Consider the following 20,699-nt stretch of genomic DNA (forward strand, 5'->3'; position numbering starts at 1 on the left):
TTATATTAATTAAAATAGACTAAATAGAAAATATAGCTATAATTCACTCCATAAACTAGGAGAGACTATTTGCTGCTTTACATACATATTCCCTTTTGCGACTCAAAGTGCCACTACTGTGCATTTAACTCTTACGTTGACAAGTTTCATTTAAAAGAGGAGTATATGCAAGCACTTTGTAAGCAGCTTAGGTTTGAGCTAAAGAGATTTAGTGCAGCGCCAAAATCTATAGAGTCTCTCTTTATCGGCGGCGGTACACCATCTACCGTAACGCCTAAACTCTACGAGAGACTCTTTGAGATGTTAAAACCTTATCTGGGCGAAAATATAGAGATAACAAGCGAGGCAAATCCAAACAGCGCAACAGATGAGTGGCTAAGAGGTATGCAAAAACTCGGTGTCAACAGGATCAGCTTTGGCGTGCAGAGTTTTGATGATGTAAAATTAAAACTGCTAAACCGCGCACACACCTCTACTCAGGCAAAAGAGGCTATATTGAACGCAAAAAAGGCAGGGTTTGAAAATATTTCTCTTGACCTCATCTACGCAACATTTGGAGATACTAAGGAGCTTTTAGAAAATGATCTGGAAATTGCCTTCTCGCTCCCCATAAACCATTTAAGCGCTTACGCACTCACCATCGAAGAGGGAACTCCTTTTGAGAAAAAACCGCAGATGTCAAAAGAGAGACTAAAGCTTACCTCTTGGTTTTTCAAGAAAATCACAGACTTTGGCTTTGAGCAGTATGAGATAAGCAACTTCGGCAGATACAAAAGCAGCCACAACCTCGGATACTGGCACTATAAAGATTACATAGGGCTTGGAAGCGGCGCTGTGGGAAAGCTAGATATGCAAAGATACTATCCTACGGCAGATATTGAGGCGTACATAAAAAACCCTCTGGATATAAGAGTAGAAGAGTTGGATGCAGATGATAAAAAGACAGAACAGCTGTTTTTAGGTTTTCGCTCATCTCTCGGAGTCGCAAAAAATATCTTGAATCAGGATGAACTAAAGAGAGCCATGCTCTTGGTTGAAGAGAATAAATTAATAATTAAAGATGATACTTTTTATAACAAAGAGTATCTTTTGGCAGATGAGATCGCTCTGTTTATATCGTAGTTTAATTATTCTTTAGATAAAATCATCACCTTATATAATTTTGAGGATTTTTTATGTTTGGTATGGGTTTTACTGAGATACTTATTATCGCCGTCATCGCCATCCTGTTCCTTGGTCCCGACAAGCTTCCAAGTACTATGGTAGAGATAGCTAAATTTTTTAGAAATGCAAAAAACACTATTGGTAGCATGAAAGAGTCTTTTGAAGATGAGCTCAATGTAAAAAGCATGAAAGATGAAGCACTTGCTTACAAAAAAGAGCTTCAAAATGCTTCTAGCCAAGTAAAAGATGCGACCGATATTAAAAAAATGGCAGCAAAGCTGACAACTCTAGAAGATGACAACATTGGAGATGGCGGCCTGTTTGACAAACCAAAAGATGAGAGTGCGCCTAAAGCTCAAGAGGTCACTTTTGCCAAGAAAAAAAACAACCAGACAACAGATAAAATAGAAGAAGATAGCAAAAATGTTTGATGAGATAAAACCGCACTTAGTAGAACTTAGAAAAAGGCTTGGGATCTCGGTCGCCTCATTGGTGGTTATGTTTTTTATAATGTTTTACTTTCATGAGCCTATCTTGGCTTGGATAGTAGAACCTCTAAATGTAGCACTTATTGAGGTCGGTAAAAAATCTCTGCATGCAGCTGACGGTATGGTCACTACAAATCAAGTCGGAGGGGCGTTCTTTGTGGCGCTAAAGGTCTCATTCTTTGCCGCAATAATCGGTGCGCTTCCGATAATTCTTTCACAGATATGGGCATTTGTCGCTCCTGCACTATACGCAAACGAGAAAAAGATGGTTCTTCCTTTTATACTCGGTGGAACGACCATGTTTGGCGTGGGAGTTTTGTTTGCCTACTACATAGTCACACCGTTTGGTTTTGATTTTCTCATAACATTTGGTAGTTTTAAATTTACTCCTCTTATAAACATCGAGGATTACGTAGGCTTCTTTACAAAGATTATGTTTGGTTTTGGTATAGCTTTTGAACTTCCTGTTTTTGCATACTTTTTGGCACTTCTTGGAATGGTTGATGACAGACAGATGAGAGAGTTTTTCAAGTATGCTGTTATTCTAATCTTTGTAGTTGCGGCGCTTCTAACTCCTCCTGACGTTTTAACACAGCTTCTTATGGCAGGTCCTCTTGTTATTCTTTACGGAGTTTCTATCTTGATAGTTAGAATGGTAAATCCTGCTCCTCCGCTTGAAGAAGAGGAAGATGATGAAGATGTAGATCTGCTTGAAGAGATTAAAGCGATAAACAAAGACAGTGAGTAATAAAGAACTTCTAACCTCAAGCTATGACTTTGCTCTTCCAAAAGAGCTCATAGCGACCCACCCAGCAAACCCCAGAGACAGCGCAAAACTTCTTGTTTATAACAGAGCCACAGGCGAGGTCTCTCATCTAAAATTCTCAGATCTTGAGACTCTTATACCAAAAGATTGCGCACTTATTTTTAACGACACAAAAGTGATAAAAGCAAGGCTTTTCGGCAAAAAAGAGAGCGGGGGTAAAATAGAGCTTCTTATAAACAGAGCCCTGAATGCTCACGATGTAAATGTCTACATAAGAGGCAAAGTGAAAATTGGTACTGAGATTTTCTTTGCCAATGATTTAGTAGCTATTGTAAAAGAGCTGCATGAAGACGGAAGCAGAGTTGTGAATTTTTACCAAAACGCAACTGCTCTTCGTTTTGAAGAGCTTCTTCCGATCATAGATAAAATAGGTCACATCCCTCTGCCGCCCTACATCCAAAGAGAGGACAACAAAGAGGATGAGAGCGAGTACCAAAGCGTATTTGCAAAAGAGGAGGGTGCAGTTGCCGCTCCCACGGCATCCCTGCACTTTACAAAAGAGCAGCATGAGAGAGTATGTAAAAATTTTGCTCACGCCTACGTTACTCTGCATGTGGGAAGCGGAACATTTAAGCCGGTTGAGTGTGAAACTATAACAGAGCACCCTATGCACTCTGAGTATTACGCCATCTCAGACGCGGCAAAAAAACTTTTGGATTCCGATATAAAGATACTTAGCATCGGAACAACCTCTACTAGAACCATAGAGTTCTATGCAAGAAGCGAAAAACAAAGAGGCGAAGCAAACCTCTTTTTGCACCCAAATAACAAGCCTCTAAGAGTCGATCATCTGCTTACAAACTTTCATCTGCCCAAATCGACTCTACTTATGCTTGTAGCCTCTTTTACAGGCTTAGAAAAGGCGCAAGAGCTCTACAAAACAGCCATCGAGGAGAAGTATAGATTCTACTCCTACGGCGACGCTATGCTTATCCTTTAATAACTCTCAAACAGGCTCAAGTGTGACAATACCTGTTCTACCTTATGATTGTGTTTTCTCGTACTTATTCATAATCGCACACCTCGTTGTTGTCGTTACACGGCTGAGTATATTTATTGCTCAGTGCATCTGCCAAATTATCTGATACAAACCTCCAGTTTATAAGTTTGTACCAATTTTCAAGATAACCCGGTCTTGCATTGCGATAATCTATGTAGTATGCATGTTCCCAAACATCACATGCCAAAAGTGCTACTTTATTGTGTGCTAATGGATTGTCGGCGTTGGAGAGAGCCTCTATTGAGAGCTTATTATCTTTGTCTAAAACAAGCCAAATCCAGCCTGAACCAAAAAAGGTAGCCGCTTTATCCAAGAACAGTTTCTTAAACTCATCCATTGAACCGAAATCTCTCTCGATCATATCCGATAGCTCCACCGAGGGGCTGGATGAAGTATTGGTGAGTCCATGCCAGTAAAAATCGTGATTATAGACCTGTGCCGCGTTGTTGAAAATTCCGCCTTGCGAATTTTTTATTATATACTCCAGCGGCTTTTCTTCAAACTCACTCTCTTGTATAAGAGCATTTAGTTTATTTACATAAGCCGCATGATGTTTACCGTAGTGGTAGCTTATAGTTTCCGATGATATATATGGTTCGAGTGCAGTATCTTCATAAGGCAGCTTCATCAATTCAAACTTCATTTTAAACTCCTTTAGCTCATTAGTTTCTTGTACGACACTATCTTAAAAAAAATAATATATTGCTAATAATGCAAGATTAATAAATAACTTTAACTTATAAAATAGTTTGAAATTTTGAAGTGCGGGAGTGATTGATTTAGATATTTAGATAATTTGAAGCTTTCCATTCTTTATACTGATCTCCCCGCTTAACTCATACTCAAAAACCTTTGCACCAAATTTTGCCATGGCTTCATCATAAGTCGGGTTAGTTTTGCAAAACTCTATAAAAGGATCCTCTATTATCTCTTGCAAACTCTCTGATGCGCAAAACTTTGCCACAAATGCATCTATGTCATATATCGCCTCAGCTTTTGCCTCTGAGAGAAGCCTGTTTGTTCCGCCGCTCTCTCCAATACGATGGGGCAGTACAAATATCTTTTTGCCCATCTTTATGGCAAACTCTACGCTTCTCATGGTTCCACTATCTGGCTCTGCCTCTGCAACGATAAGAACCTCTCCAAGAGCTACGACAAGCTCGTTTCTAACGACAAAGCTCCAAGGTGTAGCTCTGAAACCTGCTTCAAACTGAGAGAGCAGAAGCCCATTTTTTTCTATCTCGTTTAATAGATTTTTATTGACCGCAGGGTAACGCAGATCTATACCGCAAGGCAGTACCGCAATAGTGTTCGCACTTCCTGCACCAGTGTGCGCAGTTGCATCGATGCCCATCGCCCCTCCGCTTACAATACAGACACCATGTTTTGCCAAAGATGATGATAGTTTTTGAACACATTCACGGGAGTATTTTGTAGGTTTTCTGCTTCCGACAATTGAGACCTTCACTCTTTTTAAAAGCTCTAGGTCTCCGTCGTAATGAAGCTCTTTTGGATAGCTCTTCATAGATGATAGTTCAGGAACCATATCTTGAACTATGCTCATATCAGTACAGCCTGTCTACCAAAACAAGCTCAACTTCATCAAAAAGCTTTTTAGACTCGTTTATCGCCAAAATGGTATTTGAGTGAGGGTGTCCTATAGCGATCGCGCTTCCATGCTCTTTTGCAAACTCAACCGCTTTTTTGATCTGCCCTTTTACATAATTTTTATCAAATTCATGATCTAGAAAAATATCTCTTGATACATACTTTTTTCCGTAGCTTTTCATAACGGCAGGAACCTTTGTCGAGCCTATCGTCCTGCTGTCTATAAACTCTATGTTTGCCTTATTAAGGGCATATACAAGTTTTTTTACGGCACTCTCATCTGAAGTGAATTTACTACCTGTATGGTTATTTATATGCTTTACATTGGGGAAAAGTTTTTTTATCTCGGCTACTCTTTGTGTAATGAGCTCTTGTGAGTCATCCACTTTAAGAGTAAAGGGTTCCTCTTTTGTAAAGTTCTGTGCCTCCATAGGCAGATGCACCATATAAAAGCTCTCTTTCGAGGCTAAGTTGTGAGAATTAGGTCTATATTTACTTGGTGGCAGAAAAGACATTGTTATGGGCAGATTCAGGCTTTTTATGGCATTTACGTGAGACCTTACGCTTACGTCATCTATGATGATCGCAAGCATCGGCTTGTGCCCCTCCTTAATAGCCTCTCTCTTTGGAGGTTTAGGCAGAACATCTCCATCCACTTCGTGTGAAGCATCTTCGTACTCACCAACGCTCTCCTGCTCTTTTACTACCGCTTTACTATCTTTTTTTAGCACCTCTTTGAGTCTGTTGCTAATATCTAAATCTCTGCTTTTACCTGATTCCTCTTCAAGCTTTTTTAGCATTGAGAGTTTTTTATCCTCTTTTGCTTTAGCTTTTTGGGAAATATCTTTTTTAGCGCTGTCATATCCGACATAATAACCAGCAATGAATGAACCCAAAAGCACAGCTGTTACGGCAAGGATCCAAACTGAATTTATTAAAAATCTCGACTCTTTTTTAGAGGCAGCCTTCTTTTTTCTTGGCATATATTCTCCACAAATTTATTGGTAAAACTATATCCTAAAAAATTAAAATAGAAGTTATACATTGCATATTGACATATTTTTAAACATTAAAGAGTTTTAACTATTTGGTTATTGTTTTTTTTAAGTATATTTTTTGTATAATCCCGCGTTCCTTTCTCTTTGTATCGATCTATATTTTTCGATATATATACATCCGAAAGGGAAACAAAAGCCTATTTTATAGGCGAAATACCAAAGGGAGATTATACTCTATGAGAAATTACGAAAACCTAGTAATCGTAAAACCAACATTAACGGCAGAAGAGATTCAAGCTAGCATTTCTGCTATCGAAGAAGTTATCACTTCTAACGGCGGCGAAATTGCTGCAAGAGACGCTATGGGGATGAGAAAATTAGCATACCCAATAGGAAAAAATGAGCGTGGTTATTTCCATGTTGTTTATTATTCAGTTGCTCCTTCAGCGATCGGCGAAATTGAGAGACGTTTCCGTATCAATGAAGATCTATTACGTTTTGTGACTATCAAATATGACACAAACCGTGAAGTAGCAGCTTGGAACCAGTTAGTTGAAAAAGCTAACAAAAAAGCTTCATCACCTGCAACAGAAGCTAAAACAGAAGAAGTTGAAGCAGCTGCAGAGACAGAAGAAGTGGCTGCAGAGTCAGCAGAGTAATTGTGGCTAAAGCCTAAATAGAAGAAGGAAAATTCATGTATAACAAAGTTATTTTGGTTGGAAATCTAACTAGAGATATAGAACTTAGATACTCTCAAGGCGGAATGGCGATAGCAAACACTGCTATAGCAACAAGCCGAAAGTTCACCGTTAACGGAGAGAAAAAAGAGGAAGTTTGCTTTGTAGATATTACATTCTTTGCAAGAAGTGCAGAGATTGCCAACCAATACCTTAGAAAAGGGAGTAAGATCCTCGTAGAAGGTAGACTTAACTTTGATCAATGGGTAGATCAAAACGGACAGAAACGCTCAAAGCACTCTGTAGTTGTTGAGACCATGCAGATGTTAGACTCAAAAGGCGATAGCCAAAGTGGCGGCAACTATGCTCCACAGCAGAGTCAAGCTGGAGGACAACAGCAAGGCGGTTATGCTCAGCAGCAGCCACAAAGCTACCAGCAGCCTGACAACGCACAGCAGCAATCTTATGGACAAAACAAACAGATGCCAAGCAGCAGTTCTATTCCCGAGATAGACATTGATGAAGATGAAATTCCGTTTTAGAAATAATAGATAACAAAAGGAAATACCATGGCAGAAAGAAGAAAGTATAAAAAAAGATACTGTAAGTACTGTGAAGCAAAAATTGACTTCATGGATTATAAAGATGTAGGAGCTCTTCGCTTCTCTCTTTCAGAAAGATATAAAATCATGCCACGTCGTTTAACAGGTAACTGTAAACGTCACCAAGACATGATCGCAACAGTTATTAAAAGAGCTCGTGCTGCGGCATTAGTTCCATATACTGTAACTCGTAAAGCAGTTGTAACTGCACCGTTCGAAAACCTAAAATAGGTTTAACGGTGCTCTTGCACCGCTTTTTATCCACACAATTTTCTCACAAACAAACTCTCAATCGATTTAGGAATATTTTTTGCTACTTAAAAAATAAAAAGTAGTATTATGCACTATATTCTTACCATTCTTTTACTTACCACTTGCATATACGCAAAAACAGCGGATTTTTCGATCATTATAGATGAGAAGTTCAATAATGCTTTAGTTGATGTAGCTGAAGATTATGACCGTTCTATCTCTGCAGTCGGTTTTATAAAAAAGTACAAAGATGCTTCATCAAACTCTTCTGCCGTATACACTAACGCTTTTGATTACCTCTCTTCTCTCTCAAGCTCCAGCGGCTCACAGATGCATCTTGTAAAGGTCGATAACAGTGCAGATATAGTGCTTAGAAGATCAATAGATCTCTCAAAGTTCAATGAGGCAACCAGCCTTGTAAAAACTCCGCAAAACGGCTACTTTATAGGTGGGCACACGCTGGAAGGTTCTTTGGTTCTTCTAAAACTGGATTCCGATGCAAACAAGATATTTGTCAAAGAGTTTGGAACACCAAATCATGACAAGATGAGCAAACTCGTCTCTCTTCGTGATGGCGGAATTCTGGCGGTCGGCTCTTCAACGGCTTCCTCAAGCCAAAGCTATGACATTTTTAAAAATGGACTTGGATTAAATGATATCTATGTTGCCAGATTTTCAAAAAACGGCACAATGCTCTGGAGCAAGAAGTATGGATCATACGAAGATGATGCAGGCGTTGACGCAGTAGAGGCGGATGACGGTTCTATCATTGTCTTGGGCAAAATAAACAAAGATAATCGCTTGGGAGCTACTCTTATGAGGATCACTGAACATGGAGACAAGATCTGGCTGCATGAGCAGTTAGAAGATAGAGGAATAACCCCTCACAGGATCATAAAACTTAGAGACTCCGCCTTTGCCATCTCCCTCTCCCAAAAAGACGAAATGAACAAAGAGCAGATAAGAGTTATAAAAATAGATCTGCAAAAAAATATCTTACAAGACAAAACAATTCACACAACATATTCAAGTGTTCTAAAAGATATCAGAGAGTACTCCGATGGCAGGATCGTAGGAGTCGGTTATGTCCAAGACAGTTACGATACCGACGGGCTTGCTATGCTTCTTGATTCAAAGTTTTCAATGCTGCTTCAAGAGCACTACGGCTCTAGAGATTACGACTCATTTAATGCGCTTGATATACTTCACGACTCAAAAATAGCTGTTGCGGGAGTACACACAAATCAGGATTCACAAGAGACCAATATGTGGCTTTTAAAACTGAACCAAGACCTCTCCATCTCGCAACTATCTTATAAATCAACAGACTTTTACAGCATGCTTAGCGAGCTTTTCAGAGATGAGATTCAAAGAGGGGAACTGCTTATAAAAGAGGATCTCTCAATAAACTTTAGCGACGAGAGACTCTATTTTCAAGTGGGCGAATACAAGCTTACAGATGTTCAAAAGAGCTTCTTAGATAGATTTGGCAAAAAGCTTTTTACATTTTTGTATGAGAACAAGGAGAAGATAGCAACTCTGGAGATAAACGGTCATACATCAAGCGAATGGGGAGAGAGCGACTTTTCAAACAGCTATATCAAAAATGAACGCCTCTCTATGAACCGCTCTTTTGCGACGCTCAGCTATATGTTTAAGTCTCAAAACGACAAGAGACAGAAATGGTTATCTGAAATTCTCAAAGGAAGCGGTCTTAGTTTTTCTAAAAAAATAGTCGTAAATGACACTGAAGACAAGGAGAGATCAAGAAGAGCCTCTTTTAAAGTTCTTCTTTTAAATGATTAGTAATCCTCTTTAACTGCGTCCGTCGCTCTAAATGCCAGACGCACTTTATCCTGCTTTAGCTTTTTATAGAGCTTAAATTTAGCCTTCTCTAACTCATCGTCATCGTAAGAGAACTCGGCTTTTATCTCATCGTCACTTATGCCTGCACTATCCATAGCAAAAAGTCTCAGCTCTTTTTTTGTAAGTTTTGCTTTAAGCACCGCGTAAAGATCTTTCTCATCATCTATGATATCAACTAAAGAGAGTCTGCAAAATTTAGCCAACATCTCTTTGTAATTATTCTCGTTATTGTACTGTCTCCAGACACTGTTTTCTAACATTTTATTTTTCCTAATATTTGTGTTAAGTCTTTCGTCTCAATTACTATATTTGCTTCTTTGCGCAGTATCTCTCTCGCACAAAAAGCGACTCTTGTTCCGGCGTGAGCAAACATTGAGAGGTCATTTGCTCCGTCTCCGCACACTAATGTTTCATCCTCGCTAACACCAAGCAGACCCTGCAAGCGAACCAACATATCGCCCTTTGAGTAGTTAAACATCATATCTCCGCCGACAAGGCCGGTGAGGAGGCGATTTTTGTGGTGCAGTACGTTTGAAAAATCGGCATCATAACCCAAAATATTTTTTGCATATCCCGTCGCACTTCTAAATCCGCCGCTAAAACAGACCACTTTCATGCCCATAGCTTTAAGCTCGGCAATTGTCTCTTGTGCTCCCTTCATATAAGGAAGATTCTGGCTGATTCTCTCTACTACGCTATACTCCAGCCCCTTTAAAAGTGAGACTCTCTGCTGAAGTGATTCAAAAAAATCAAGCTCGCCGCTCATTGCAGCCTCTGTAATTTTACTTACCTGCTCTCCAAGGCCCAACTCTTCAGCAAAAAAATCTATCGTCTCGCCGTCCATAAGCGTAGAATCAAAATCAAAAACAGCCAGTTTTAGCATATATTCTTCTCTCTTTAGTTATAATTGCGCAATTATATCAATAGGATACTTTTTGTTTGATGAACTTATAAATAAACTAAAGAACGATACATACATCACCCTAGAGACCACTCCGGGACACTCTCCTATTTTCTCTCCCATCATAGAGACGATAGCAGAACTTGGTCTTGATAAACTTGTAGACGCCTTTACGACTACCGACAATCCTCTGGCAAAGTTAAAATACAACTCACTTTTTGCCGCAAAGATGCTTCAAGAGAGATTTAACAAGCCTGTAATTGCGACTATGAGCATGCGTGATAGAAATAAAATTGCCCTGCAATCAGATCTTTTGGGAGCAAACGAGGTAGATGTAAGAGCCATACTAGCCCTTACGGGAGATCCTGCATCTATCTCTGATCAGCCCCACACAAAGGGTGTTTTTGAAGCAGACAGTACACTTTTGCTTGAGATCATCTCATGTTTTAACAGCGGAATTGATTATGCAGGAAAACCGCTTTTGCATAAATCAAAAGAGATCTACCCTTTTGCCGTCGTAAACTCTTATGCAAAAAATCCCAAGACACTGCAAAAAAAGATGCAAAAAAAGATAAAACACGGTGCTCTTGGAATAATTACACAACCAGCTTACGACATCCAGAGCGCAAAACTGCTGCTTGAACTAAAAGATGCGGCAAACGAAGCGTGCTGTAACGAAAACAGAAGTGCCGAACTGATACTAGGAATTTTTCCTATTACAAAACTAAGAACCGCACAATTTCTCTCAGCTCATGTTCCCGGCATAAACGTACCTGCTTCATGGATAGAAGCTCTTAGAGATGCGCATGAAAAAGGAGCAGATGAGGAGTATAGAGTAGGATTTGAGCTTAGCAAAAATCTCTTTTTAGAGTTAAAAGCGCTCCATCCGAAAATTCACCTCATGACTGCAAATCAATTCGGGTTGGCTAAAAATATATTAGCATAGAGAAGCTAGTTGGTGGTTCTATATAGAACCTGTGCCTCAAATGGGATGCTACAGCGTGGTGAAACTTGACATTTATATATCTTGACAAGGTTCTGAAAAAAGATAACCTTGTGAATAATCTACCCCTAGCTCTACCAATGTATTGTAAATATTCTCTGTCTCTACAAACTCTGCGATTGTTTTAATATTCATATTTTTTGCAAAGAGTAAAATACTCTCGACTGTAATTCTCTGAGCTATATCTTTATCAATATTATTTACCAAAGAACCGTCTATTTTTATATAATCAATATTTAACTCAGCCAAATAACTAAAGTTAGAATAGCCTGTACCAAAATCATCAATTGCTATTTTACAACCATATTTTTTTACTTCTTTTATAAAAAGGTCCAACTCCTTGAAGTTTTCAATACCTTCTGATTCTACTATCTCTATTACGACTCTATTGCCGCATTTATATTTTTTGAGATTTGCTATCAATGCATCTATAGTTTCTTTTGAAGAGATATCCTGCAGGCAAAGATTTATGGATAGATCATGCTTCAATTTTGAAAACCTCTTAAATGATTTTTCAATCATAATTAGAGTCAATTTATTATATAGTTTGGCTTTTTTTGCATGCTCTAAAAAGAAGTATGGAGATATTATAGAATCATCTGAGCCCTTTAGTCTTATAAGAGCTTCATACTTTACAATCTTTTTAGTTTTATTGTCCACTATGCCTTGATAAAAGGGCAGAAACCTATCTTCTTTAATCCCAAGTTTTATACTATCTATAACTTCTATGTTGTTTTTCATCTGTGTTTTAAGGTATTCATTCTCGTCATAGATAAGAATTTTTTTATTGTTTACTTTGCTCTCTTTGATGGCAACATGAGAGAGCTTGTATGCCTCTTGTTTTTCGCCTGATGACACACCGCAAGAAATTATAGGTGCGATATTGTAACCGTCTATTTCTAGATTAGTATTTTCTATATGTTGGATTAAATTTTCAAGATTTACTTTAATATCATTGCCTAGCTCTTGATCAAAATACAACACCGCAAATTCATCACCACTCAATCTATAAGCTTGCCCTTCTTTGGTTATACTGTTTTTAATAATTTTTCCAAGTTCTTTAAGAACCTTATCTCCTATGTTGTAGCCAAAATAATCATTTATATCCGAGAATCTGTCTATATTTATCAGAGCTAAGGTACTCTTTTTGCTTGACAAGTCTAAATCTCTAAGCAGTGCTTCCCTATTTTGAAGAGATGTCAATTCATCCGTAAATTGTTTTTTGATAATTTCGTCTTTTTCTATGAGTTCGGTAACATCAGTTCTTGCTGCTATATACTCAACTAACTCTCCATCATCACCCAAAATCGGCATTATGACTGTTTTTACATAATAAGCATTACCTTGTTTTGAAATATTTTTAATAGTACCGCGCCATATTTGCTTGTTTGTGATTGTTCTCCACATATCTTTAAATAAACTTAAATCATTTTCATCATGCTTGATAATATTATGCTTTTTACCTATCAGTTCTGCTCTGGAATAACCTGAAATTCTACAAAAAGCATCGTTTACATATATAATAACACCTTTAGCATCTGTTTTGGAAACGATAGAACTTGCATCAAGTGCTCTCTTGTATTGGTTCAATATACTTATACTCTCGTCAAGTTCGTCTTGAGAGGCATTTACTAGATGCGTTAGCGATTTAAGCATACTCTGCTTATGCTTATAATTTGCTATATGTTCATGTTCGGTTTTATTATCTGTCTCCGAGATAGACAGAGTCGTTGTTGTTATATTTAAAAACTTAGTATCTTCAGATGTGTGAAAGAACTCTCCATATGTAAACATTCCTACAGTTGGGGCTATATCTTCAATAAGTCCAAACTCATAATTAAGCTGTTCTTTTAAAAAAAGGTCTCTTGCCGCACATGAATATATATAAGTTGCCTCTACAGGTTTTTTTGCTATTTTGTTTTGAATTTTTGAAGCATTATTTAGTATTTCTTCTATATTACCTATGGCAAATCTTACTCTATCCCCATTGTTAAAATGACCTGCAAATATAAATCCGTCATCAGGTGTTACTCCGACCATTGATCTGGCTATGATGATATTGTTTTCAACTCTCACTAAAGGAAATTCTATTGCACTAGCTGGTAGATTTGAGATGGTTTCTTCTCCCAAGTAGCGGGAAAAAATCTCTTTAGCAGGCTTATTATCAATCTCATAAATAATGTTTTTATCTGATTTGGTAACTATCATCTCTCTTCCAATTGGTGTCCATTCGAGAGAGTAGTTGTTAGAAACATGTAGAGTATTGCTATTTAAAGTGGCCAATACAATTCCATCAAAATATATCTCTTTGTCTTTAATTACAAATGTTGTTTTAAACTCCAAATTATCACCTGCATTTCCGCCTGCAAATATTACATCATGATTTATAGTGGTAAAACCATTTAAAAAAGACTCCGAATCACCTTTTAATGCTTCGCTAAAAGCAATTACAGCTTTGGTGTCATCTTTTATGCAAGACTTTGCAGCTTTTACTCCGAAGTCAAAATTAGCCTCAGGGTAATAATAAGTCTCGATGCTAGTATTTTCAAAAATTGAAAATGATATTTCAATAGTGTTTCTTTGAATCTTTCCATTAACAATTTCGCCTGAAGTTGAAGCACCGATTATCTTGGCTTTAGGAAGTTTAGCTGTTAGAAGTTCTAAAATAAGCTGTAACTTTGGAGTGTTTATTTCGCCACTTAAAAGCTGTATCAATAAGTTTGAATCTTTTGATATTTTATCATCTATAAAAGCATCTAGTTTTTTTAAATCTTCAAAATTGTAGTTTACTAATCTCATAAAAACCCTCAGAGTATTTTAGTTAAAAAGCTATTATAGTGTAAGATCTTATAGTATTAAATAAAATTAAAGAGGTTTGGCAGCTATAAAATCTAGTTTAAAAATCTCCCTCAACACCTAAATCCATCATTTAATACATTGGGGAGGGTATGCAAGAAGTCTATTATATTTTGCTATAATTGCACCACTTATTTACCGGAAAAAGACAATGATTGATTTAAAACTACTACAAAAAGATTTTCAAGGCGTTAGCGATAAACTCATAAGAAAAGGGGTTGATATCAGCCTTCTAGACTCTCTAAAGAGAAAAAACGAGGAGCTAAAAGCTGCAAAAGCAGAGTATGAGGCACTTCAAGCGGCTCAAAATGCAATGAGCAAAGAGTTTGGCATCTATAAAAAAGAGGGCAAAGACGTAAGCGAATTAAAAGCCAGAGTCGATGCAAACAAGATAAAGATCACAGAAGCTCTTGAAGTTCAGCGTATAAAACAGGAGGAGCTAGAGTCTCTTGCTATGTCGATTCCAAACATCCCTGATGATGACGTTCCAGATGGAGAAGATGAGAACGATAATGTTGAGATCAAAAAAGTGCTTACTCCAAGAGAGTTTAGCTTTACTCCAAAAGAGCACTGGGAGCTGGCTGAACAAAACGGCTGGATAGACTTTGAGAGAGGAGTCAAGCTTGCAACAAGCCGCTTCAGCGTCGCTTTTGGCATGGGTGCAAAGTTAGAGCGCGCCCTAATTAACTTTATGCTTGCTTTTAACTCTAAAAGAGGTTTTGAAGAGGTAAGTGTTCCATCTATCGTAAACAGAGCGGCACTTGAGGGCACTGGACAGCTTCCAAAATTTGAAGACGACCTCTACAAGATCCAAGACCAAGAGCTCTTTTTGATCCCAACGGCAGAGGTTCCAGTTACAAACCTCTTTCAAGACGAGATACTCTCTCCTAGCCAATTGCCGATTAAGATGACGGCATATACATCATGTTTTAGAAAAGAGGCGGGTGCTGCAGGGCGTGACACTCGCGGTATGATAAGACAGCATCAGTTTCACAAGGTCGAACTTGTTAGCATTACAAAACCTGAAGATAGCGACAAAGTATTTGATGAGATGGTTCAAACAGCATCAGACCTGCTCTCTGCTCTTGAACTTCCTCACCGTCTTGTAACTCTTTGTAGCGGAGACCTTGGTTTCGGGGCTGCAAAAACGGTAGATCTGGAAGTCTGGCTGCCTGGACAAGCTACCTACAGAGAGATCTCTTCTGTATCTAACACAAGAGAGTTTCAGGCAAGACGTGCAAAAATAAGATACAAAGATGAGAACAAGAACTCTTTTGTTCATACTCTAAACGGTTCATCACTTGCCGTTGGAAGAACTATGGTGGCAATTATGGAGAACTTTCAAAACGAAGATGGAAGCATTACGATACCAAAGGCTTTGGAGCCGTATATAAACTAGTATAGTGGTACTTTTTTTGCTTTAAAAAAGAAACGATAGCAAGGTAGAGAATGGCTGATGGACTAGAAGAAGAGATAATAATTATTGAAGATAGCGATGCCGCTTATGAGAGTGCTGCATCAAAATCATCAATTATCGATGAAGAGTCATCATCCGTAACCAAAAAAAAGCTGATTCTTGTCGGTATGGGTGTAGGACTCGTTTTAATTATTTCACTCCTCTTTTTTACAATGCAAAAAGATTCAAAAAGAGCCGCCGACTCCTCTATGGGCTACATAGATGAAAGACTGGAAAAACCAACCTCAAAACCTGTAGAACCTACTAAAATAGAGAGTATGATAGCAAAAGCGGACTATCTCTACTCTACAGGTTCAAAGACGGAAGCGCTTGCTCTTTATGAGAAGATAGCTCAATACAGTGAAGCTGTATCTGCCTACAATCTAGGTGTTGCCCAACTAAAAGATGCCCAATATGAGATCGCCCTTAAAACATTTCAAAAAGCGATACAAAATAACGAAAAAAGGTGCGTAAGCGCTATAAACGCTGCTGTCTGTTCCCTGCATCTGCAAAATGAGGAGAGTTTTAGATATTACATCGATCTTGCCTATGCATATCTTCCTCACGAGAGACAATCACCTCTATACTCTTACTACTACTCTCTTATAAACTACTATAACGACAACTATCTAGAAGCGCTCAGTGCACTTAAAAACCCTACATCTCAAGAGTATCAAAAAGTTCAAAACTCTCTTGCTTCAAGAATTAATGCTCTGTTTAATAATAACTACAGTGCTATTGAGAGTATGGAGAGTGATAAGCCGATAACAAATGATTTTAGTCTTGGGCTTCTTTATGCAAGGGTCGGAGACCTTACACTGGCAAAAAACTATCTTCAAAATGCGATAAAAAAGGGGATAGAACCAGTAAGATCACAACTGGCACTTGGATATGTAAACCTAAAATCTGGTCAGATCCAAGAGGGGGCTAAAAATATAGAAAATATCACTGATATGTTCGGTGAAGAGGTCTATAAACCTTATCCGATCAAAGTGGAGCTAAAAGAGTCTCTCTTTGATCCTGAGAAGGCTCAAGAGAGATATAGAAACAGCGTTATCAATAGCAGAGCAATTGATTATCAAAAGATATTCTACTTCTCGCCATATAAAACATTTAATGCAAATCAGACCATCAGCTATATACGTAAAGGAAATGCTAATATTTATATTGACAACATAGACTCGGCAAAAGAGTACCTAGCAAAAGGCTCCTCATCTTCAAGCGTAAATCTGGGCATAGTAAATGCAATAAAAAAGGCTCTCTCTTTTAAACTAAGAGAAGCCAACGAGCTGCTTCAAAAGCTCGTAGAGATTCAGCCTAAGCACTCTATTCTTCACTATAATCTTGCTCTTACTTATGCGCAGATGGGCAATATGGCCGATGCACACAAGCACTTTTTGCGTTCTTACAATCTTGATGCAAAGAACTACCTCTCAGGCATATATGCCGTTATGACATCTCAGCTAATAGACAGTGAAAATGCAAAACTGCTCTCAATAATGAAAGATGCTCTCTCTCATGAGGAGTTTAGCGAAGAGGTGGATCTCTACAATACGCTTCTCTCTATAAGTCAGGGAAACACCGCAATTCTAGCTGATTGGCTTGATAAAGACTACAAACAGCGACCTCTCTATTTGGCACTTGATATCATTATCGCACTAAAACAAAACAATGCAAATTACGCACAAAAAGCCGCAAATAAGCTTACAGCGATGCTTCCTGATGAGATAGTTCCGCATATGATGCACATAGATGCCTACTTTAACAAACTAAACCAAAAAGAGTATGCAAAAGAGGTTATGAACTATCTAAAAGCTCAAGAGCTAAACTTTAATGATCTCTATTTCGGCGCGTATATTACTAGATATCTCTATATTCAGCAAAATCTCATCACAGGCAGGCTCTACTTCTTAAGAGAGCAGTTAAAAGCGGTGCTGGAGTCTACTACTGAGCGAACGGAAGAGCTAACAAGCTCACTCGCACTAGCATCATTGTATGACGGATTTTACGAGGAGTCTTACACTCTTTATAACAACCTTATTGACAACCTTAAAGTGCGTGATTCGCAGACTCTCTTTTTAGGTGCCGTAGCTTCTACGGCGGCAGAGCACCATGCAAATGCGATAGCTCTTTTAGAACTCTCAAAACTAAAAAATCCTAGTTTCTTGGAGAGTAGATATGCTCTTGGTCTTCTATATCTTGAGGTTAAAAACAATAAAGGGGCAGTTATTCAGCTCTCAAGAATATATAAAAACAACTTCAATTCTGAATATTTTAATTTTAGTATTGATACGGATAAACTGATGTTTGAGAAGACTCAGAAGTAAGATCTACTTCTGAGTATGAGGCTATTTTTTGCTCTTTTTGCTCTCTGTCGTAAAGTAACCGATCAGAGACTCTGATGCTCTAAGCTCGTTGCCTATATCTACGTTTAGTCTAAAGTTATGCGGCAAATAGAGCTCTGTGATACCGTTTACAACAAGACCGTATCTAGAACCCTGAACAAGAGCTTGACTCTTGTTGATATCTATATCTATTCCCTTTACACTCTGCTTTAATCTATGTACTATTTTCATCTTATTTAACGACTCTTCGTCGCTAAATATCAACTCCGCATTTTCATTTATACTTTTTGAGAGGGCTTTAAAAGCAGATAGTCTGGCACCTTTTTGAAGCTCAAGCTCTTCTAAAGTAGAAGTAAAAGGAACTCTCAGAAGAGCCACATTGAAATAACTCCCATCGATCTCTATCTTGTAAGCATAACTGTTCTGAGCTTGAAGCTCCTCAATCGAAGAGACTACTCCATCAACCGGACTGACAACGCTGTTTTTCTGATAAAGCATATTTTCTCTCTCAGGATTTCTAAAAATATAGATAAAAAATAGTGTTGTTAAAAATGCCAAAAACTGTAAGATATCAAGATCAAGTATCGTAAATGCTATAAACGCTGCAACAGAGTATGCCAGATAACTCCACCCCTCTTTTGCAATGGGTAAAAGATTACTCTTCATCTGGCTCTTCCTTATCCTTTTTTGGCTTTTTTTCATCACCCTCTTCTTGAGCCATTCTTGCATCAACTTTTAACTCTTCTTCTATATCATTAATTACAATATTTACTTTGGACTCTATATTGTTTGCTTTTTCAAAATCAATAATTATATTTCTAACCTCTTCACCGGTAATGTTCTCTTTTTTATAAAGAAGTTTTACCATCTCTTCGATTGCTTCGCTGTACTCTTTTAGTCTCTCTACAACAGATTTATATCTCTCTTGAAGCGATGTTTTTATAAACTCATCCATATTCTCGGCCATCTTGTCACTGTACTCTCTCGTAGACTGCATACCGCCGCCGCTTAGAAATGACTGTCTGCTCTTCTCTAATACCATAAGTCCTGCAACATCGCTCATACCGTAAGTCTGAACCATTGACTTGATAATATCCGTTGCTCTCTCGAGATCATTTCCAGCACCCGTTGAGATCTCGCCTATAAAGACCTCTTCTGCCGCACGCCCGCCAAGGAGGACGTCAACCTCTGCCCAAAGCTCATGCTTCTGCATCATAAATTTGTTCTCTTCAGGTGTGTTTAGAGTATAGCCAAGTGCCGCCAATCCACGAGGAACAATAGATACTTTTGATACCTTTTTAGCTCCCGTCGTTGTCTCAGCCATCAATGCATGCCCGCTCTCGTGATAAGCGACGATCTTCTTCTCTTTTGGATTGATTCTGCGTGATTTCTTAGATAGTCCTGCAAGTGCACGCTCTACCGACTCATAAAGATCTTTTTGCGTTACGCTTTTTTGATTTTTTCTACCTGCTAGGAGTGCAGCTTCATTTACAATATTTGCCAGATCTGCACCCGCCAAGCCTGCAGTCAAGCGAGCAACCTCTTCAAGATCTACGTCTGCGTCCATCTTAACGCCCTTGACGTGAACCTTAAGTATCTTAATACGTCCCTCATAATCAGGCTTGTCAACAAGTACCTGTCTGTCAAATCGTCCCGGACGCAAAAGTGCCTGATCGAGGATCTCAGGTCTGTTAGTCGCCGCTAAAATAATTATCGGCGTGTCTGTCCCAAAACCGTCCATCTCGGCAAGAAGCTGGTTTAGTGTCTGTTCACGCTCATCGTTACCGCCCATATTTGCACCGGCTGCACGGCTCTTACCGATAGCATCGATCTCATCTATAAAGATAATGCTTGGAGCATCTTTCTTAGCCTGCTCAAAAAGGTCACGAACACGAGCCGCTCCGACACCGACAAACATCTCAATAAAACTAGAACCGCTTACTGAGAAAAATGGTACGTCCGCTTCACCGGCAACAGCTTTTGCCAAAAGAGTCTTACCTGTACCCGGGCTTCCTACCAGAAGAACCCCTTTTGGTATTTTTGCGCCTATCTCGACATAACGGCCAGGATATTTCAAGAAATCAACTATCTCTTGAACCTCTTCTTTAGCCTCTTCTACTCCTGCAACGTCATCAAACTTTGTTTTAGGTTTTTCGGAGTTGATCATCTTTTTGGAGCCGCCCATTCCCAAAATGCCGCTGCCCATACTCTTTTGCATTCTTCCCGCAAAGAACATCCATATAGCTATGATTATTAGAAAAGGAAAGAGCCATCCAAACATCTCTGTAAACCAGTTTGTCTCGCTAAAACCTGTATATTCGATACTCTGTTTTTCAAGCGCTTCGGTAAGTTTTGTGTCACCCGGAACGATTCTTGTCGTGTAGAGCGTCATATTGTCCGCTCCAAACGCTTTTATATACGTTTGTCCTATCTCGACCTTTTTTACATCTTTTGAATCTATAAGAGACTTAAGTTCTGAGTAGCTTATCTGTTTTACTTTTTTGTTACCCGCTACGATCGCATCTGAACTACCGCTATCGCCTATAAGCGCTTTAAAAAGCAAAATAATTACTACAGAGAAAATTGCAAAAGTAATCAGCGGGTTTTTATTGAAAAAATTGTTCTCGTCATTATTATTGTTCTTTTTATTTTGCATA

The 20,699-nt window shown here is 38.5% G+C and carries 19 protein-coding genes; 11 read left to right on the plus strand and 8 right to left on the minus strand.

The genetic code is table 11. The annotated features are described in order from the left end of the window. Positions 1 to 69 precede the first annotated feature (69 nt). From hemW to queA, 4 genes are read left to right on the plus strand one after another with little or no spacing between them, the layout of a single operon-like run. Positions 70 to 1,122, plus strand: a complete 1,053-nt coding sequence (hemW, locus tag FCU45_RS08505) for a radical SAM family heme chaperone HemW (RefSeq protein WP_137014275.1) — start codon at positions 70 to 72, stop codon at positions 1,120 to 1,122. Positions 1,123 to 1,175: 53 nt separating this feature from the next. Further along, entirely contained in the window at positions 1,176 to 1,595 is a 420-nt protein-coding gene (tatB, locus tag FCU45_RS08510; protein ID WP_137014277.1) for a Sec-independent protein translocase protein TatB, read from the plus strand. Then, positions 1,588 to 2,400: a twin-arginine translocase subunit TatC gene (tatC, locus tag FCU45_RS08515; RefSeq protein WP_137014279.1), complete on the plus strand. Its 813-nt coding sequence runs from the start codon at positions 1,588 to 1,590 to the stop codon at positions 2,398 to 2,400. Before tatB ends, tatC begins: the two co-directional genes overlap by 8 nt. After that, positions 2,393 to 3,418, plus strand: coding sequence for a tRNA preQ1(34) S-adenosylmethionine ribosyltransferase-isomerase QueA (queA, locus tag FCU45_RS08520; protein WP_137014281.1), 1,026 nt, complete (start codon positions 2,393 to 2,395; stop codon positions 3,416 to 3,418). Before tatC ends, queA begins: the two co-directional genes overlap by 8 nt. 64 nt (positions 3,419 to 3,482) lie before the next feature. On the opposite strand, the gene FCU45_RS08525 is transcribed toward queA, so the two are convergent. The 3 genes from FCU45_RS08525 to FCU45_RS08535 form a co-directional block, all read right to left on the minus strand. Next, on the minus strand, positions 3,483 to 4,121 hold the full coding sequence (locus FCU45_RS08525; RefSeq protein ID WP_137014283.1) for a superoxide dismutase: 639 nt from the start codon (positions 4,119 to 4,121) through the stop codon (positions 3,483 to 3,485). A 144-nt stretch (positions 4,122 to 4,265) separates the two neighbouring features. Next, positions 4,266 to 5,042 carry a DNA-processing protein DprA gene (locus FCU45_RS08530; RefSeq protein WP_137014285.1) on the minus strand — a complete coding sequence of 259 codons (777 nt, stop codon included), beginning with the start codon at positions 5,040 to 5,042 and terminating at the stop codon, positions 4,266 to 4,268. 1 nt (position 5,043) lies between these two features. Further along, positions 5,044 to 6,069 carry a divergent polysaccharide deacetylase family protein gene (locus FCU45_RS08535; protein ID WP_137014287.1) on the minus strand — a complete coding sequence of 342 codons (1,026 nt, stop codon included), beginning with the start codon at positions 6,067 to 6,069 and terminating at the stop codon, positions 5,044 to 5,046. Positions 6,070 to 6,320: 251 nt separating this feature from the next. Here FCU45_RS08535 and rpsF point away from each other — a divergent pair, with 251 nt between their 5' ends. The 4 genes from rpsF to FCU45_RS08555 all read left to right on the plus strand — a co-directional run bounded on the left by rpsF (position 6,321) and on the right by FCU45_RS08555 (position 9,421). Then, positions 6,321 to 6,743 carry a 30S ribosomal protein S6 gene (gene rpsF / locus FCU45_RS08540; protein WP_137014289.1) on the plus strand — a complete coding sequence of 141 codons (423 nt, stop codon included), beginning with the start codon at positions 6,321 to 6,323 and terminating at the stop codon, positions 6,741 to 6,743. Positions 6,744 to 6,778: 35 nt separating this feature from the next. Continuing rightward, positions 6,779 to 7,303 carry a single-stranded DNA-binding protein gene (locus FCU45_RS08545; protein WP_137014291.1) on the plus strand — a complete coding sequence of 175 codons (525 nt, stop codon included), beginning with the start codon at positions 6,779 to 6,781 and terminating at the stop codon, positions 7,301 to 7,303. A 27-nt stretch (positions 7,304 to 7,330) separates the two neighbouring features. Continuing rightward, positions 7,331 to 7,594, plus strand: coding sequence for a 30S ribosomal protein S18 (rpsR, locus tag FCU45_RS08550; protein WP_137014293.1), 264 nt, complete (start codon positions 7,331 to 7,333; stop codon positions 7,592 to 7,594). Between the two features lie 108 nt (positions 7,595 to 7,702). Next, positions 7,703 to 9,421, plus strand: a complete 1,719-nt coding sequence (locus FCU45_RS08555) for an OmpA family protein (RefSeq protein WP_137014295.1) — start codon at positions 7,703 to 7,705, stop codon at positions 9,419 to 9,421. Here FCU45_RS08555 and FCU45_RS08560 read toward each other — a convergent pair. Together FCU45_RS08560 and serB are read right to left on the minus strand one after the other, a co-directional pair. Next, entirely contained in the window at positions 9,418 to 9,741 is a 324-nt protein-coding gene (locus FCU45_RS08560) for a hypothetical protein (protein WP_137014297.1), read from the minus strand. The genes FCU45_RS08555 and FCU45_RS08560 overlap by 4 nt on opposite strands. Continuing rightward, positions 9,735 to 10,364, minus strand: a complete 630-nt coding sequence (gene serB, locus FCU45_RS08565; protein ID WP_137014299.1) for a phosphoserine phosphatase SerB — start codon at positions 10,362 to 10,364, stop codon at positions 9,735 to 9,737. The genes FCU45_RS08560 and serB overlap by 7 nt, the downstream gene beginning before the upstream one ends. Before the next feature lie 52 nt (positions 10,365 to 10,416). Here serB and FCU45_RS08570 point away from each other — a divergent pair, with 52 nt between their 5' ends. Continuing rightward, complete coding sequence (locus FCU45_RS08570) at positions 10,417 to 11,328, plus strand: methylenetetrahydrofolate reductase (protein WP_137014301.1); 912 nt, start codon at positions 10,417 to 10,419, stop codon at positions 11,326 to 11,328. Positions 11,329 to 11,400: 72 nt separating this feature from the next. On the opposite strand, the gene FCU45_RS08575 is transcribed toward FCU45_RS08570, so the two are convergent. Further along, on the minus strand, positions 11,401 to 14,184 hold the full coding sequence (locus FCU45_RS08575) for a bifunctional diguanylate cyclase/phosphodiesterase (RefSeq protein WP_137014303.1): 2,784 nt from the start codon (positions 14,182 to 14,184) through the stop codon (positions 11,401 to 11,403). A gap of 208 nt (positions 14,185 to 14,392) precedes the next feature. Here FCU45_RS08575 and serS point away from each other — a divergent pair, with 208 nt between their 5' ends. Next, positions 14,393 to 15,640 carry a serine--tRNA ligase gene (gene serS / locus FCU45_RS08580; RefSeq protein ID WP_137014305.1) on the plus strand — a complete coding sequence of 416 codons (1,248 nt, stop codon included), beginning with the start codon at positions 14,393 to 14,395 and terminating at the stop codon, positions 15,638 to 15,640. A gap of 50 nt (positions 15,641 to 15,690) precedes the next feature. Continuing rightward, positions 15,691 to 18,024, plus strand: coding sequence for a tetratricopeptide repeat protein (locus FCU45_RS08585; protein WP_137014307.1), 2,334 nt, complete (start codon positions 15,691 to 15,693; stop codon positions 18,022 to 18,024). 21 nt (positions 18,025 to 18,045) lie between these two features. On the opposite strand, the gene FCU45_RS08590 is transcribed toward FCU45_RS08585, so the two are convergent. Together FCU45_RS08590 and ftsH are read right to left on the minus strand one after the other, a co-directional pair. Further along, positions 18,046 to 18,708: a phosphatidylserine decarboxylase gene (locus FCU45_RS08590; protein ID WP_137014309.1), complete on the minus strand. Its 663-nt coding sequence runs from the start codon at positions 18,706 to 18,708 to the stop codon at positions 18,046 to 18,048. Further along, on the minus strand, positions 18,698 to 20,698 hold the full coding sequence (gene ftsH, locus FCU45_RS08595; protein WP_137014311.1) for an ATP-dependent zinc metalloprotease FtsH: 2,001 nt from the start codon (positions 20,696 to 20,698) through the stop codon (positions 18,698 to 18,700). The genes FCU45_RS08590 and ftsH overlap by 11 nt, the downstream gene beginning before the upstream one ends. Position 20,699 lies beyond the last annotated feature (1 nt).

The sequence above is a fragment of the Sulfurimonas crateris genome, assembly GCF_005217605.1.
GTDB classification, from domain to species: Bacteria; Campylobacterota; Campylobacteria; order Campylobacterales; family Sulfurimonadaceae; genus Sulfurimonas; species Sulfurimonas crateris.

Bases quoted from the DNA above. Each gene is read 5' to 3' on its own strand.
- tatB (WP_137014277.1), top strand. From the start codon at position 1,176: ATGTTTGGTATGGGTTTTACTGAGATACTTATTATCGCCGTCATCGCC.
- tatC (WP_137014279.1), top strand. From the start codon at position 1,588: ATGTTTGATGAGATAAAACCGCACTTAGTAGAACTTAGAAAAAGGCTT.
- FCU45_RS08525 (WP_137014283.1), bottom strand. From the start codon at position 4,121: ATGAAGTTTGAATTGATGAAGCTGCCTTATGAAGATACTGCACTCGAA.
- FCU45_RS08530 (WP_137014285.1), bottom strand. From the start codon at position 5,042: ATGAGCATAGTTCAAGATATGGTTCCTGAACTATCATCTATGAAGAGC.
- FCU45_RS08535 (WP_137014287.1), bottom strand. From the start codon at position 6,069: ATGCCAAGAAAAAAGAAGGCTGCCTCTAAAAAAGAGTCGAGATTTTTA.
- rpsF (WP_137014289.1), top strand. From the start codon at position 6,321: ATGAGAAATTACGAAAACCTAGTAATCGTAAAACCAACATTAACGGCA.
- FCU45_RS08545 (WP_137014291.1), top strand. From the start codon at position 6,779: ATGTATAACAAAGTTATTTTGGTTGGAAATCTAACTAGAGATATAGAA.
- rpsR (WP_137014293.1), top strand. From the start codon at position 7,331: ATGGCAGAAAGAAGAAAGTATAAAAAAAGATACTGTAAGTACTGTGAA.
- FCU45_RS08555 (WP_137014295.1), top strand. From the start codon at position 7,703: ATGCACTATATTCTTACCATTCTTTTACTTACCACTTGCATATACGCA.
- FCU45_RS08560 (WP_137014297.1), bottom strand. From the start codon at position 9,741: ATGTTAGAAAACAGTGTCTGGAGACAGTACAATAACGAGAATAATTAC.
- serB (WP_137014299.1), bottom strand. From the start codon at position 10,364: ATGCTAAAACTGGCTGTTTTTGATTTTGATTCTACGCTTATGGACGGC.
- FCU45_RS08575 (WP_137014303.1), bottom strand. From the start codon at position 14,184: ATGAGATTAGTAAACTACAATTTTGAAGATTTAAAAAAACTAGATGCT.
- serS (WP_137014305.1), top strand. From the start codon at position 14,393: ATGATTGATTTAAAACTACTACAAAAAGATTTTCAAGGCGTTAGCGAT.
- FCU45_RS08585 (WP_137014307.1), top strand. From the start codon at position 15,691: ATGGCTGATGGACTAGAAGAAGAGATAATAATTATTGAAGATAGCGAT.
- FCU45_RS08590 (WP_137014309.1), bottom strand. From the start codon at position 18,708: ATGAAGAGTAATCTTTTACCCATTGCAAAAGAGGGGTGGAGTTATCTG.
- ftsH (WP_137014311.1), bottom strand. From the start codon at position 20,698: ATGCAAAATAAAAAGAACAATAATAATGACGAGAACAATTTTTTCAAT.